The 13,862-nt window shown below is 35.5% G+C and carries 16 protein-coding genes; all 16 read right to left on the reverse strand.

The window, feature by feature from the left end:
* Window positions 1-14: 14 nt before the first annotated feature.
* A complete protein-coding gene (locus T323_RS0105440; RefSeq protein WP_026672365.1) occupies window positions 15-686 on the reverse strand; it encodes a NeuD/PglB/VioB family sugar acetyltransferase in 672 nt (223 codons plus the stop codon).
* 4 nt (window positions 687-690) lie between these two features.
* Entirely contained in the window at window positions 691-1,737 is a 1,047-nt protein-coding gene (locus T323_RS0105445; RefSeq protein WP_026672366.1) for a sugar phosphate nucleotidyltransferase, read from the reverse strand.
* A 29-nt stretch (window positions 1,738-1,766) separates the two neighbouring features.
* A complete protein-coding gene (locus T323_RS0105450) occupies window positions 1,767-2,936 on the reverse strand; it encodes a LegC family aminotransferase (RefSeq protein WP_026672367.1) in 1,170 nt (389 codons plus the stop codon).
* 10 nt (window positions 2,937-2,946) lie between these two features.
* Complete coding sequence (locus tag T323_RS0105455; protein WP_026672368.1) at window positions 2,947-3,927, reverse strand: NAD-dependent 4,6-dehydratase LegB; 981 nt, start codon at window positions 3,925-3,927, stop codon at window positions 2,947-2,949.
* 49 nt (window positions 3,928-3,976) lie between these two features.
* Window positions 3,977-4,330: a DUF8042 domain-containing protein gene (locus tag T323_RS26050; RefSeq protein WP_051556387.1), complete on the reverse strand. Its 354-nt coding sequence runs from the start codon at window positions 4,328-4,330 to the stop codon at window positions 3,977-3,979.
* Window positions 4,331-4,348: 18 nt separating this feature from the next.
* Entirely contained in the window at window positions 4,349-6,268 is a 1,920-nt protein-coding gene (locus T323_RS0105465) for a motility associated factor glycosyltransferase family protein (RefSeq protein WP_026672369.1), read from the reverse strand.
* An 80-nt stretch (window positions 6,269-6,348) separates the two neighbouring features.
* A complete protein-coding gene (locus T323_RS0105470; protein ID WP_026672370.1) occupies window positions 6,349-7,506 on the reverse strand; it encodes a flagellin N-terminal helical domain-containing protein in 1,158 nt (385 codons plus the stop codon).
* 231 nt (window positions 7,507-7,737) lie between these two features.
* A complete protein-coding gene (gene csrA / locus T323_RS0105475) occupies window positions 7,738-7,977 on the reverse strand; it encodes a carbon storage regulator CsrA (protein WP_026672371.1) in 240 nt (79 codons plus the stop codon).
* Window positions 7,977-8,426 carry a flagellar assembly protein FliW gene (fliW, locus tag T323_RS0105480; RefSeq protein WP_026672372.1) on the reverse strand — a complete coding sequence of 150 codons (450 nt, stop codon included), beginning with the start codon at window positions 8,424-8,426 and terminating at the stop codon, window positions 7,977-7,979. Before fliW ends, csrA begins: the two co-directional genes overlap by 1 nt.
* A 72-nt stretch (window positions 8,427-8,498) precedes the next feature.
* Window positions 8,499-9,080: a DUF6470 family protein gene (locus T323_RS0105485; RefSeq protein WP_026672373.1), complete on the reverse strand. Its 582-nt coding sequence runs from the start codon at window positions 9,078-9,080 to the stop codon at window positions 8,499-8,501.
* Between the two features lie 19 nt (window positions 9,081-9,099).
* Entirely contained in the window at window positions 9,100-10,191 is a 1,092-nt protein-coding gene (gene flgL / locus T323_RS0105490) for a flagellar hook-associated protein FlgL (RefSeq protein WP_026672374.1), read from the reverse strand.
* Window positions 10,192-10,212: 21 nt separating this feature from the next.
* Window positions 10,213-11,823: a flagellar hook-associated protein FlgK gene (gene flgK, locus T323_RS0105495; protein ID WP_026672375.1), complete on the reverse strand. Its 1,611-nt coding sequence runs from the start codon at window positions 11,821-11,823 to the stop codon at window positions 10,213-10,215.
* Between the two features lie 25 nt (window positions 11,824-11,848).
* Window positions 11,849-12,346, reverse strand: a complete 498-nt coding sequence (locus T323_RS0105500) for a flagellar protein FlgN (RefSeq protein ID WP_026672376.1) — start codon at window positions 12,344-12,346, stop codon at window positions 11,849-11,851.
* A gap of 18 nt (window positions 12,347-12,364) precedes the next feature.
* Window positions 12,365-12,622 (reverse strand): flagellar biosynthesis anti-sigma factor FlgM, encoded by a 258-nt coding sequence (gene flgM, locus T323_RS0105505; protein WP_026672377.1) that lies wholly within the window; start codon window positions 12,620-12,622, stop codon window positions 12,365-12,367.
* Between the two features lie 79 nt (window positions 12,623-12,701).
* A complete protein-coding gene (locus T323_RS0105510; RefSeq protein ID WP_026672378.1) occupies window positions 12,702-13,130 on the reverse strand; it encodes a TIGR03826 family flagellar region protein in 429 nt (142 codons plus the stop codon).
* 16 nt (window positions 13,131-13,146) lie between these two features.
* On the reverse strand, window positions 13,147-13,860 hold the full coding sequence (locus T323_RS0105515; RefSeq protein ID WP_026672379.1) for a ComFC family protein: 714 nt from the start codon (window positions 13,858-13,860) through the stop codon (window positions 13,147-13,149).
* Window positions 13,861-13,862: the final 2 nt, after the last annotated feature.

Below are 13,862 nucleotides of genomic sequence, written 5' to 3' on the forward strand. Positions count from 1 at the left end.
AACTCCTTATTCATTCATTTAATTTTCTTTGCGGGTATACCGACTACAGTACTATAAGCTTCTACATCTTTGACGACAACAGCCCCTGCTCCTATCGTTGACCCCTCATCAACCTTTAACTGTTGCAATATTTTTGCTCCGGTCCCAATTAAACAACCATCTTTAATCACAATGTCTCCGGAGACAGCGACTAACGGATTAATTACATTAAAATTACCAATGACTGTATCATGCCCAACAGTCGTATTTAAATTAATTAAATTGAAGTTACCAAGAGTAATATTACAGGTTAACGTCGCACCAGCAGTTATCACATTCCCATAACCTAATATAACCGTATTTTCATTATACTGTGCTCTGGGATGGATTATATTGGGATACACAATATTTTCAAGACCTTTAATTTTGTTATAAATATTAATTTTTGCGTTTGGATTACCTATTGGAATGACAACACCTAAAGTTGCAAAAGAATTGGAGAAAGCTTCAAATTGATTATCATCTGTTATTACCTTATGTCCACTAATGACTTCATTACCGACTTTCCCTTCTGTGTCTTCCACAAATCCTAAAAAATGAAATACCGGAACATTGTTGCATCGGTTAATATCTTCTATGATGGAGTAGACCTCTTTGGAAATACCACCACTTCCAAAGATAACAACTGGTAAACCACGCCAGTCCATATACTCACCCTCTCTCTTCTAATATTTTCCTCATCTTATCCATTTCATCTAATTGACCCATATCAAGCCAAGCATTTTCACTAATTGGATACACTCCAATTCTTTCACCAGCTTCTCTGTATTTCTCAATAATATCAGGAAAGCCTAATGATTGATTTTCTTCAAGTTCTTCAATAATTGTTGGTTCAACAACATACATTCCCGTATTCGTGAAGAAGGAGAATTCTGGCTTTTCCTTCATTTCTTCAATAACACCTGATTTACTTATTTCAACAATTCCATATGGAATCTTCACTTTTTTTAATGAACACACCATTGTAATTAAATTTTGTTTTCTTTTATGGTACTCATATATTTTCCCATAGTTTTCATCGACTAAAATATCACAATTCGTTAAGAAGAAAGTGGAGTTTATTTTTCCTTTAAGTAAACTTAGTCCTCCTCCAGTACCTAACGGTTTATCCTCATCAATATACTGAACATTGTAGTCCTTTTGTATTTCATTAAAGTATGCTTTAATCATATTCTTTTTATGGTTGACAACTAGATAAAAATCACTGTTCCCAAACTCATGGAACTTATTAATTATGTGTTCTGCAATCGGAATTTCACCAATTGGAATTAATGGTTTGGGAAGTATTTTTGTATATGGATATAATCTTGTCCCTAATCCACCTGCCATCATTACAATCGGAACTTGCAATTGTTTTTTGTCCTCAATCTTTTCGTCATTCCATAAAAATACGGAAACTATATCTTTATTTTCATTAAGGATTGGTAAAGCTTCGATCGCATGTTTATGCATATATTCTTTTGAATTTACACTGTCTTTTTCATACAAAAATATTGGATTGTAGTTGGCAATATCTTTAACCTTTGCTTCTAATTTTCCTTTTTTTAAAATCCACCTTCTAATATCACCATCAGTAATCGCAGCAACAAATTGACCTTCTCTAATAACAAAGAGAACTTTTTTTGCCACTTTATCTAATAAAGCCATTGCTTCTAACATTGTTGCATCTTCTTGTATTAAAAAATCTTTGACATCCATTTATTTCACCTCACAGACCATCATTGATATTATACTCCTGATGCTTTTAAACAATTGATCACATGTTGAACATCCTCTTTGCTTAAGTTTGAACTACAAGGAATATTCACAACATGTCTCAAATAAGTCTTAGCTTTCTCAATGCGATAGGTTTGATTCATGTAATAAGGTTTTTGGTAACTAATTAAATCCCAAATAGGTCTAAGCTGAATCTTCCTTTCGCCCAAGTGTTTAATTAAATCATCTCTATTTAACGGGTACGGATTATCCACAAATAAAGCATAAAACCAATAATTACTTCTAATATTTTTCCTGAATTCCAAAAGTGAGAGACCATCTACTGCATCAAGCTCTCGTTTATAAAACAAATAGTTTATTTTTTTTGTTTCGATAAAATCTTCTAATTGCTCTAATTGCGCTAGACCCATCGCCGCTTGAAGATTGGTCATTCTGTAGTTATAGCCAACTTCATCATGAGTATAATAAATTTCATCACTTTTCGCTTGTGTTGTTAGGTGCTTTGCTCTTTTAAGAAATTGTTCATCATTGGAAACAATCATCCCGCCGCCACCAGTTGTAATGATTTTATTTCCATTAAAAGAATACACCCCGGCTGTTCCAATTGTCCCGGCATATTTCCCCTTTAATGTTCCTTCCGTATAAAACGTTCCTAAAGCTTCTGTAGCGTCCTCTATAATCTTTAAATAAAACTGATCTGCTATTTCCACTAATTTTTCCATATCACACATATTTCCAAAAACGTGCACAGCGACTACCGCTTTGATTTGTTTCTTCGTTTTTTTATTGATAAGCTTGTCCTCTACTACTTCGCATTCTTCTAAGCAGAATGTACGTAGCTTTTCTACATCTAAACAAAGTGAATCATCACAATCGAGAAATATAGGTTCAGCACCTAAATATCTTACTGGGTTTACTGCTGCAACAAATGTCATAGTAGGCACAATGACCTCATCCCCCATGCTTATTCCACATACTTGTAGGGCAACATGTAAACCCGCTGTCCCATTCTGACATGATACAGCACCTTTTACTTTCACATAACTAGCAATATTTTGTTCAAATTCGTCGACAAAACGCCCACCAGTCGAAACCCATTCTGTTTCTATTGCCTCCGTTACATATTCAAGCTCTCTCCCTTTTAAATTAGGAACTGAAAGCGGGATAAACTTTTGACTCATTTTGACACTCCTAAATATTATAAATATCGGATTTGTATTTATCTAAATTTTGCTTAAAGAATTCGATAGTCTCAGCTATCCCTTGCTCAAACGTATAACTCGGTTTCCAATTTGTCATTTTTTTAATTTTTGTATTTGACCCTAATAACCTATTCACTTCACTATTTTCTGGTCTTAACCTTTGCTCATCACAAACAATTGCTGCATTTGGATTTATTTGCTTAATTAATTCTTCAGCTAATTGTCCAATTGATATTTCTTCTTGCGTTGCAATATTGATTTCTTCCCCTATTGTTTGTTGAGCTTTTGAGATTTCTATAAAGCCATCCGCTGTATCTTTTACATAGTTAAAGTCTCTAGTAGGTGTTAATGATCCTAGCTCAATTTCTTCTTTTCCAGATAGTAACTGAGTAATAATCGTCGGTATTACAGCACGGGCTGATTGACGTGGCCCATACGTATTAAATGGTCTTACAATCGTAATAGGCATATCAAAACTTCGGTAAAATGATTCAGCTAGTCGATCTGCTCCTATTTTTGTTGCAGAATATGGCGATTGACCTTGGTAAGGATGCTTCTCATCGATTGGTACATATTGTGCTGTACCATAAACTTCAGATGTTGACGTAATCAAAACTCTTTTTGTATTAAATTCTCGGGCTGCCTGAAGCACGTTTAAAGTCCCTTTAATATTTGTATCAACATAGGTGTCTGGTGAATGGTAACTAAATGGAATAGCAATCAAAGCTGCCAGGTGATAAACCTCTTCCATATCCTTTAAAGATGTTTTAACTCCATTTGGATCCCTTATATCTCCTGTAAACACTTCAACTTCATTCATAATTTCTTTTGGAACAGTCTCTAACCATCCCCAAGAATTGAACGAGTTATAATACACAAATGCTCTTACTTGCTTTCCTTGCTTTACTAACTGTTCCGTTAAATGACTTCCGATAAATCCATCTGCACCTGTAACCAAAACCTTTGACATCTAAACCACCCTTACCATTTAAAGATTACTTACTTATATGATATTCCTACTAATTTGAAAAATTTGCCGCTCTCCACATCTCAATCTTTTCGGCAATTTCATATTGCATTATATCTGATAGCAAAATATAATCTGTATGTTCAAGCGCTTCATTTATTTCATTTAAAATTTTATTCATCGATTCAATTTCTAATTTTTCTTTCTGTAAACTCTCTGTTAACACAGAAGCTTTTAACAACCATTCTAACCCATCGATAATTGCTGGTAACAAATTTATACCTTCTTCATATTTCGAAGCTGCAAACTTTTCAATAAAAGTACCTATGCCGTTATGCAGTGTCTTACTATATTCTTTTGCAGATTCAAATGTTTCTTTCAACAACTCTTCTCTAGTTTGTTCCATCCCTGTTATTCCCCCATTTTAATCTTCAAACATTTCATTCATTAAAGGTGTATCAATCGATTTCACTTTACCAGTTGTTAAAATCTCAATTCCCCGGATGTATTCTTCCTTAATTTTATCTAGTGTGTTTTTCAACTCATCTGCTTTATTTCCACTTCCTTTTAAAAGCGAAATGAAAGAACCTACATCTTCAATATGGCTGTATTTATGAACAATTTGTCTAAATCTCGCCTGCATAGCTTGAGTGATAAACGATACATTGTCATTCATAATATAAGATTTTTCAAGCTTTGTTATCCCAGAAACTAGAACTTTAAAATTCTTCTCGGTTATTAAATCATCTTTATTTTTTAGCTGTACATATTTGGTGTGTAGTTTTTCAAAACTTGATAACACACTTGATATTATTTTTTCAATTTCGTCCAATTGCTTTAATTCGCTTTGAAAAAATGCAAGGGCTCCTTTCTTTACTTCATCCAGATTTTGAGTAGGTCTGACAGATTCCATCACTTGTCTAAACTCGGGTTTTTCATCTAAGTCGTTCATATAAGTTTCGATAACCTCTTGTAATGGTATTGGTGTTGCCCCTTCTATATTGGCACCACCCTCAGTAGCATTGATATAAGTTATTCCTGGGTTTGTAGCGATTACTTCTTCAAACCATCTACGGAAAGTATCCCAAATTGAGGTTGTCAATACTTTATCTTTTTTATTATAAGACAATATTTCATATTTTATTTGGTTTACATCGTCATCCACGGTATTGTTCTCATGTTGGGTACTTTTTGCATGAGACTTCCCATCATTTCCATAAGCTAAGTCTTGCCCAATCATCACAATAGGATTACACCCTAGTAAAATGGCCGTTGCAAAACTTAAATGTGCACAACTTAACCCATTAGGAAAATTATTCAATGTTGGTATATGCTCGCTCGCTAATTGCTCAAACCGTAATTCTTTTTTACTACACACCACTTTAGTTCCAGGGTATTCCTGAAAAATTTTCGGATAAGCAACTACTTGCGATAACAAACAAGTTTTTTCATCATATAAATGTGTTTTATCTTTAAAAAAGTAATTATAAATAATCTTTGGTCTTTCCATTACAGAAGTAACATCCGAGATTATTCCTTTTTTCAATAGTTTCTCATAAGCTGAATCTGCACAAAAGATTAGTGCTTTATCTTTTACTTGATGGAGTAAATCGACATTTTTATCTAGAGATGGACCAGATGCTACACAAATCGCCGGCCTTCCTTCATAATATTTTCTTGCTTCTCTTAGTTGTGGATTGTCAAACGTGTATAAAACATTAGAAAAAAAGTGATTTATGCCTAATAACGTATCTTCTACACTATTACCAATTCGCATTGTTCTTGAAACAATTGCTTCCCGAAACTCTTTTAAAATACTCTTTAAATACTCTTGTTCATACAAACGATTAATATATGTTAATTGAATTAACTCTGCATTTACTGAAGAATACACGACTAAACGGTCAGAATATAATTGCAATTGTTTATTAATATCCTCAATGCTTCCACCCATTAAATATACATCATTAGATTGGAGAATTTCTTGATTTCCCTCTATATTTAACGTTTGTATAAGCAAGTCTAGATTAGGTTCAATAACAACAACCTTTGCCGCTTTAATCTTCTTTTTTAATAAATACTTCACTTCACTTCCTGCACCGATACCTAATATAATAAATAGGCGACTTTTTAAATCTATATTATGAAAATGCTTTACAACATCATTGTGTGCATTGTATTTGCTATGTGAATAAAATAATTTCCCTTCATTATCAACAAGACGATACACCGTTATGTTATCTTTTGAAATTACCGTTTCAATTTCCCTGGTAACTTTATGGCTACTTATTTTTTCATACAAAAAATAATTTTTTTCTTTTACTAATTCAAGTATGTTTTTCATCATATACCACCAATCACCAATTGTATTTAGAATTGACAAAAGCGACCAAGTTGGCCGCTTTTGCAATTTCACTATCTATATTATCCTAATAATTGAAGAACTGATTGAGGTTTTTGGTTAGCTTGTGCAAGCATAGCTTGAGAAGCTTGACCTAAGATGTTAGCACGAGTCATTTCCATTACCTCACGAGCCATATCAACGTCACGTACACGAGACTCAGCTGCTTGTAAGTTCTCAGACGCATTGTCTAAGTTAGCAATTGTGTGCTCTAAACGGTTTTGGTATGCACCAAGTTGAGAACGTTGTGCAGATACTTTTTCAATTGCATTGTTGATTGTTGTTACAGCTGTAGAAGCTTTGTCATGAGCTTTAATATCTAATGGGTCGCCAGAAGTTGAGCGTAAACCTAGTGCGTCAGCTTTCATGTCATTAATTCCAACTTGGATTGATTGTCCACTGTTTGCACCGATTTGGAAGTTAAGTGCAGATGAAATGCTTGTTTGAGCAGCTTCTGCTTTTTTGAAGCTTAGTGTCACACTCTCACCAACAGCCATATTCTGTAAACCACTAATTGTTAATGTACCCGCCCCAGAAAGAACACCGCCTAAGGTAGCAGCCGCTGAAGTAAGAGCGTTTAACGTTATTCCTGATTGAGCTGGGTCACTTAATTTAAACAATGTACCTGCAGATGCATCATTTATTCTTGTAATTGTGATTGTTCCAGTAGTAGCTGCAGCAGAAACATTACCTAAATTAATAGTAGCTTTTGAGTTGTTTTGCACATCTACGCTACCATCGATTTTCTTAGCAAGACCTTTTTTGTCGCCATTTAATAATTTTTGAGTATTGAACTCAGTAGTGTTAGCGATACGATCGATTTCACTTGTTAACTGATCGATTTCTTTTTGAAGCTCTTCACGGTCAGTTTCAGTGTTCGTGTCGTTTGAAGATTGAACAGCTAGTTCACGCATACGTTGAAGGATAGAGTGTGTTTCGTTTAAAGCACCCTCAGCTGTTTGAATTAAAGAGATACCGTCTTGAGCATTACGAGAAGCTTGGTCTAAACCACGGATTTGTCCACGCATTTTTTCAGAGATTGCTAAACCTGCAGCGTCATCTCCTGCACGGTTAATACGAAGACCTGAAGATAATTTCTCCATTGCCTTAGAACCCGCTGTGTTGTTAACTCCCATTTGACGGAAAGTGTTTAATGCTGAAATATTGTTGTTGATAATCATTGATATTTCCTCCTTGAAATTAGATGTTTTTTTTAACCACATCCATGTGGTTATTTAGTATGTTCAGCAGGTCTGCTACCCGGCCGTGGTAACAACCCCTGCCTTACACTAGTTATATCGTCATGGAAGCGAAGAGTTTAATAGTTTTTATAAATTTTTTATACTTTTTTTAATAGAAATTTTTAACATAAAATCATATACCGTACAAAAAACAGCGGAAAGCCCTTAGTATCAGGCTTTTCCGCTGTTTTGATTTCCTCCTAACAATTGTTGAATTGCATCTAAAGAAACATTTCCAGCTTGGCTATTTTCTTGTTGGATTGATAAATATACTTCTTTTCGATGAATTTCTATATGTTTCGGTGCCTTTATTCCTACTTTCACTTGTTCGCCTTCAACAGACAGGATTGTCATTTCAATGTCATCACCAATTTTTATCACTTGGTTTGTTTTTCTTGTTAAAACGAGCATCATTTTTCCTCCTTTGCTGTTGTTAACAAAGGAAACAGTAAATGTTTCGTTGTATAATCGCTATCTGACAATACAATTTGCTTCCCTTTATTTTGTTTTAAATTGATAACAATCGGTCCTTGAAGGTTCGCTGTCGTTTCATTAAAGGGAGCATGTACCGTAAGTAAAACAAAAATCGCAGCATCGCCTTCTGATTCAAGTTCTAATTGTTCAATTGTCGATTCCGATAATTGAACTTTATAATCACTGTAAAAGCTAAACGGATCTGCTATAACAAAAGCACAATCAACAGTATGTAGCGATTGTAATGTTAAAAATTTTGAATCCTCACTAAAAGGAAGGACAATAAATTCATGTTCCTCTTCAAACGCTGGCAAGCCTTTTTCAAACGTAATAATATGTTGCTTGTCCACTTCTACTTCTCCTAAAAACTTTGTATTTATTTTCATTTTTTTCACCACTCACTTTTATTTTTATTTATTGTAACAAAAAAAGTCACTAAAACACAGTTAGTGACTTTTTTACATTCCTCTATTCACATGTTGACCTACTACACTAAAAGAAATTGATTCTTTTTGTTTCAGATAAACCCCCGTTTTCCAATCAGCCACTTGATACTTCGGCTTATTTGTCTTTACTTGTATATCAAACCGATTAGGAGAATGATATATGTTAAGATCAGAAGGGATATAGGAAAACTTTACCTTTTCTGTTCCTTTTGGAACTTGCGTATATTTAAAGTCAAAATCAAAAATCTTACCGTGTTCCACAGCAAGTCGTGGAATCACATTAGAACCATTTTCTATTTTCATCATGGCATCACCATCGCGCATTTTTTTTGCCATGTATTCATAAATTTTTGACGTTGTTTGTTGTGCATGCTCTGTCGCTTTTCGTAAAGGACTTTTGAGCCCTGCATCTGCAAATGCTTCAGTTTGATCAATAAATAATTGTGATGCCGTTCGGCTAATTGAAATATTCTCAACCGCATTACCCTTGATGTTCATATTGGCAGATTCTTGTGTGATTTTCATTGGAGGGGTATAGGATTTAAGGCCAATTTTTGCATCTTTCGTTGATATATCCAAATATGGTACAGTCATTTACCCTTCCCCCATTAAGCTATCTTAAGAAATCTAATAACGTCGGTTGCATGATACGTGCCCCCGCTGATAATGCTGCACGGTGAACACTTTCTTGTGTAATGAGCTCCATAATAACCCGCTCGATATCAATATCTTCATTGTCCGACATGACACGTCTCGCTACAATTTCCTGCTCCATGACACGTTGATCAATCATTTCAACCCGGTTAACACGTGCCCCTAGCTCTGCTCGTTCAGAGACGACATTATCAATCGATTTATCTAGTTTGTTTAAAAACCCGCTTAATTCTTCTGAAGATATATTCGGGTTATTTAAATCAGTGACAAGTTTATTTAAATCTGCAAACATTTCCGCAGAAAATACATTTTGCGGTCGGATGTTAACAGGCATATGAATCCCTTTCATCACTTCAATCGCAACATTTTCATTATTTGTTGATAATGCCGCTTTTCTTGATAAGATGACTTCGTTATGCTGAAGAGTTTCTGGTGCATTATCCCCTTGTTGATAGTTTAAAGCAAACTCAGGTCCTTCCCCTACAGTAATCGTTTCATCCCCATTAACAAACGCCGTGCCGTTAAACGTAAATTGTTTATTATTATGATTAATCACAAAGTCTTGTTGTGCTGCTGTATTAAAATTACCAAATGGAATATTAATATTATTTAAATCAACCGGTTTATTTGTTGTGTTTGTACCGTTAAAAATATACTTCCCATTTACACTCGTATTTGCTAATGAAGCAATATGTTCATTGATTTGTTGGACTTCTTTTGCAATATTTGCTCGCTGAGAGGCATCATACGTGTCATTTGATGCTTGAACAACAAGCTCACGAACGCGGTGTAGCGCTTGTGTCACTTTATCCAACCCAGAATCAGCATTATCCATCCAAGAGTACACTTCACTTAAATTCCGTTTAAATTGCTCAACTTCTACTACTTCTGTACGGTAACGCATTCCTTTCATCGCAACCACTGGGTCTTGTGAAGCTCTCGTAATTTTTTTCTGAGAAGCTAATTGATCCTGAAGTCTTCCAAGGCGTTCATATCCTTGATTAATATGGCGTAGCGTGTTTTGCGATAACATTGATTGTGTGATTCTCATCTATTCATTCACCCTACCTTATTATCTTCCTACAATACCCATTCCGTTAATAATACGGTCTAGCATTTCATCGACTAACGTAATGTTTCTTGCTGCGGCGTTATATGCATGTTGAAACTGAATCATATTTGTTAACTCTTCATCTAACGATACACTGCTAACGGAATCTTTACGCATTTGAATACTTGTTAATAATGTTTGCGAATTCCCTTGGCGTCTCGCAGCTTCAGCTGTATCAACTGCCATTTCACCAATAACACTTCGGTAAAACCCTTGGATATTTGTTGTAGCTCCATTTATGTTAAAACGTACATCTTTCATATTGGCCAACAATACTGCATTACTTCCATCACCAGCAAAAGCTTCATTTCTAACTTGACCATTTACCGGAGCACCTGATGCTGCGATATTATCAGGTGATTGGCGAATTTCATCAGAAACTCGAATTCTTGAAGCATATCCTTCGACATTTACAACCGCTCCGTTGTTTGTATCACTAAAAAATTGATAGCCGACATGTTGGCCACTATTAATCTCTGAAAGACTCCAGCCAGATTCATGGATTTTATTAAATTCTGATGCAAAAGTAAAAGCCATTATATCCAAATCACTTAACATTTCAGGGTAAATCCCTTTTACGACTAAATTGCCATCTGCTCCTGGTACCGCATAGCCATACGCTTCAATTAATCCTTTTAATTTCCCAAATGTCTTAAACTCATCACCATTGAATTCTTCATGTAGTGTAACAATTTCATTTCTATCGTTTAACTCACCGACTTGAATTTTATCGACGACACCATTCGTTTGTGTAACATTGATTCCATTCACTAGATTCGGGTCACTACCATTTACTAATGGAGGATTAATACGATTGCCACTGTTATCTACTAAATAAACGGTCATACGTCCTTCAGCAACGGGACTTGCTTTTCCACCGCTTCTTACATTCTCAGTTTGTACACTTACTAATCCGGACAAGCGGTCTACTAATCTATCACGCTCATCATACAAATCATTTGGTACATACCCATGTGGTTCTGTTTCACCAATTTTTTTATTTAAATCATTAATTTGTTGTAATAATGAATTGACTTCATTTTGCACTTCGCCAATTTCATGACCGATATCACGACGAAGGGCCGATAAGGAGTCATGTGCATAACGGAATGTATCTGCTACCGCTTCCCCACGTTGAACAACAACAGATCTAGCTCCAGCATCTTCTGGGTTAACCGCTAAATCTTGAAGGGATTGCCAAAAGCGGTCAATTGTATTCGCTAACCCATGTTCAGATGGTTCATTCATAATGTCTTCCATTCGTTGTAATGACTCAAAACGGCCAGCCCAATAGCCAAACTTAGATGATTCTTCACGAAATTGCAAATCTAAAAATGACTCTCTCACCCGTTGAACAGATCCCGCTTGTACCCCAGTCCCTAACTGCCCAGGCATCATCGGACTATTTACAGATGGTGTTGGAAATCCTTGTGTTTGTTCAAAATTTACCCGTTGTCTCGTATAGCCAGGTGTATTGGCATTGGCTATATTATGTCCTGTCGTATGAAGGGCATATTGTTGTGTTGTCATTGCACGGCGTGCCGTTTCTAATGCATGAAAAGTTGATGTCACTCTTTATTCCTCCACTCATTTTCGATTATGCTCTTGAATCAAAGATAGAACGGCTCGCTCCGCCTTCATACTGATTCGATTTTGGACGTTTGTAATTTACATCTTCATCTTGTTGCGGTGATAACATATCAAGGGAAAGGTTCACAAACCGCAACGAATCTTGAATTAATTGTTGGTTAAGTTCATTTTCTGCTTTTAATCCTTCAATTTCTTCCAATAATTCTTGTTGCAGTTTTTCCAACACCTCTTGTTCTTCTGGAGATGTCATTTGAATTAACTGTGCCATCGTTACGCCTTCTGTTACCAATCCCTTGCTATGCAAATACTGCTCAACAACAAACAATCGGTCTTGCTCTAATTTTTTTAGCTGTTGAATGACAACTGCCTCTTTTTTAATAAGCTGGTCAAGAGCCGGCATATCACCTTTTTTTAACACTTCGGCTTTTTCTTTTGCTAGTTTCCGAAACGCTTGATGTACCGAGAGTAATTCTTGCAACACTTCAGCAATGTTCTTTGTTGACATACCGGTTCCTCCTTTTGCTTATTTCACCCAAAAATCAACGAATTTACTTGCTACTTTTTTCGGGTCAACATGATAGTCACCTGAAGCAAGTTGTTCTTTAATTTGTTTCACTTTCTCTTCTCTTTCTAGTTCAATTCTTGAGCCTTTTTGCATCTCAATCGCTTCTTTCGAAATCTCTAGCTTGTCTGATTTTTTTGTTGCTTCGACAGCGGCTTGTTTTTCAATTTGTTTTTTATATGGATTGTTGTGTACGGGTTGAAAAGGATTAATTTTCATGAGTATCACCTCGTCTATGCCTTTTTTTCATTTTCCTCTTATTGATATTATCGGCTAAAACTTAGGAAATGTTAACTTTTTATTTGTTAAGCCGGTCATTTAATGCTTCATATGTCCGATATTTCGCATTTTCTTGTTGACGATTTCGTTCACGAACATCTTTCTCTGTTTGTTCAAGCTTTAATCCATCATTAATCGATTTTTTGCAACCCGAACAAATTTTTCCTTCTTTAATCATTGTGCCACAAGTTGAACAAGGATATGAAAGGTTTGGAAAGTGGTTCACTTTTAAACGACCTTCACGGATAAATCGATAAATATATTCTGCCTCTACATCCGTCGCTTGTGTAATTTCAACAACAGATGCCATCCGATTTTCTTTTTTTCGAATGTACGTATACACCGTTTGAAACATGACTTCAACTTCTTTATAACACTTATCACAAACAGAACGAAAAGCTTTCACAAATACATTTCCACATTTTGGACAATTCTCGATATTATTCATGTCTTTCTCCCCTTCTTTATCCTCTTGCTATCGTTATGGAACGAATGGAGTTTGCTCCATAATGCTTTAACACTTTTCCAGCTTGTCTTACGGTTGAACCCGTTGTATATATATCATCTACAATAATAATATCGGCACTATGAATCAAAGTTTCCACTCCTTTTTTTATGGTAAATGGTGTTGTTTTTCCTAGTCGTTCATTTCTCGACTTCTTACTTTGCTTTTCTTCATCAATCAAGCGTTCAAGCAAGCGATGGCATTCCGGTAAAATACGTGCCACTTCTTCTGCTTGATTAAATCCGCGCTCCCATAATCGTTCTTGACTTAAAGGGATAAAGGTGATGATATCGGCTTGAAAGTGTTTATCATACATGCTTTGTATACCATGATGAAACAATGTCGCTAATTCAACATCACCACGATATTTATAACGGGCAATGACTTCTTTTAAAAACTCGTTATATTCATACAAAGAGCGGTTTTGTTGTAATACCCCCGACCATACTGCAGATTCATCCCAACGTTCGCAGTCATGGCAAAGATTCTCTTTGTAGTAACGTTCCTCTAACGTTGTAAGCATCCGTCCACATACTGTACAGATGTCGCCGCTTATCTTGTTAAGCTTGTTTACACAAGCAGAACAAAGCTGTTCTTCCTCCCCTAACCCACAAACTGTACTCCAGCTGACCTGTTGCAGAAATGGGGTATCACAATAGAGGCAGTAATTCATTT

Source organism: Alkalihalobacillus bogoriensis ATCC BAA-922, from assembly GCF_000621445.1.
GTDB classification, from domain to species: domain Bacteria; phylum Bacillota; class Bacilli; order Bacillales; family Bacillaceae_F; genus Bacillus_AO; species Bacillus_AO bogoriense.

Excerpts from the sequence above, each read along its gene's own strand:
- T323_RS0105485 (WP_026672373.1), bottom strand. The coding sequence starts at position 9,080 with ATGACTGTACCATATTTGGATATATCAACGAAAGATGCAAAAATTGGC.
- T323_RS26050 (WP_051556387.1), bottom strand. The coding sequence starts at position 4,330 with ATGGAACAAACTAGAGAAGAGTTGTTGAAAGAAACATTTGAATCTGCA.
- T323_RS0105470 (WP_026672370.1), bottom strand. The coding sequence starts at position 7,506 with ATGATTATCAACAACAATATTTCAGCATTAAACACTTTCCGTCAAATG.
- csrA (WP_026672371.1), bottom strand. The coding sequence starts at position 7,977 with ATGCTCGTTTTAACAAGAAAAACAAACCAAGTGATAAAAATTGGTGAT.
- T323_RS0105455 (WP_026672368.1), bottom strand. The coding sequence starts at position 3,927 with ATGTCAAAGGTTTTGGTTACAGGTGCAGATGGATTTATCGGAAGTCAT.
- T323_RS0105500 (WP_026672376.1), bottom strand. The coding sequence starts at position 12,346 with ATGTCAACAAAGAACATTGCTGAAGTGTTGCAAGAATTACTCTCGGTA.
- T323_RS0105445 (WP_026672366.1), bottom strand. The coding sequence starts at position 1,737 with ATGGATGTCAAAGATTTTTTAATACAAGAAGATGCAACAATGTTAGAA.
- T323_RS0105465 (WP_026672369.1), bottom strand. The coding sequence starts at position 6,268 with ATGAAAAACATACTTGAATTAGTAAAAGAAAAAAATTATTTTTTGTAT.
- T323_RS0105515 (WP_026672379.1), bottom strand. The coding sequence starts at position 13,860 with ATGAATTACTGCCTCTATTGTGATACCCCATTTCTGCAACAGGTCAGC.
- T323_RS0105450 (WP_026672367.1), bottom strand. The coding sequence starts at position 2,936 with ATGAGTCAAAAGTTTATCCCGCTTTCAGTTCCTAATTTAAAAGGGAGA.
- T323_RS0105510 (WP_026672378.1), bottom strand. The coding sequence starts at position 13,130 with ATGAATAATATCGAGAATTGTCCAAAATGTGGAAATGTATTTGTGAAA.
- T323_RS0105440 (WP_026672365.1), bottom strand. The coding sequence starts at position 686 with ATGGACTGGCGTGGTTTACCAGTTGTTATCTTTGGAAGTGGTGGTATT.
- fliW (WP_026672372.1), bottom strand. The coding sequence starts at position 8,426 with ATGAAAATAAATACAAAGTTTTTAGGAGAAGTAGAAGTGGACAAGCAA.
- flgM (WP_026672377.1), bottom strand. The coding sequence starts at position 12,622 with ATGAAAATTAATCCTTTTCAACCCGTACACAACAATCCATATAAAAAA.
- flgL (WP_026672374.1), bottom strand. The coding sequence starts at position 10,191 with ATGAGAATCACACAATCAATGTTATCGCAAAACACGCTACGCCATATT.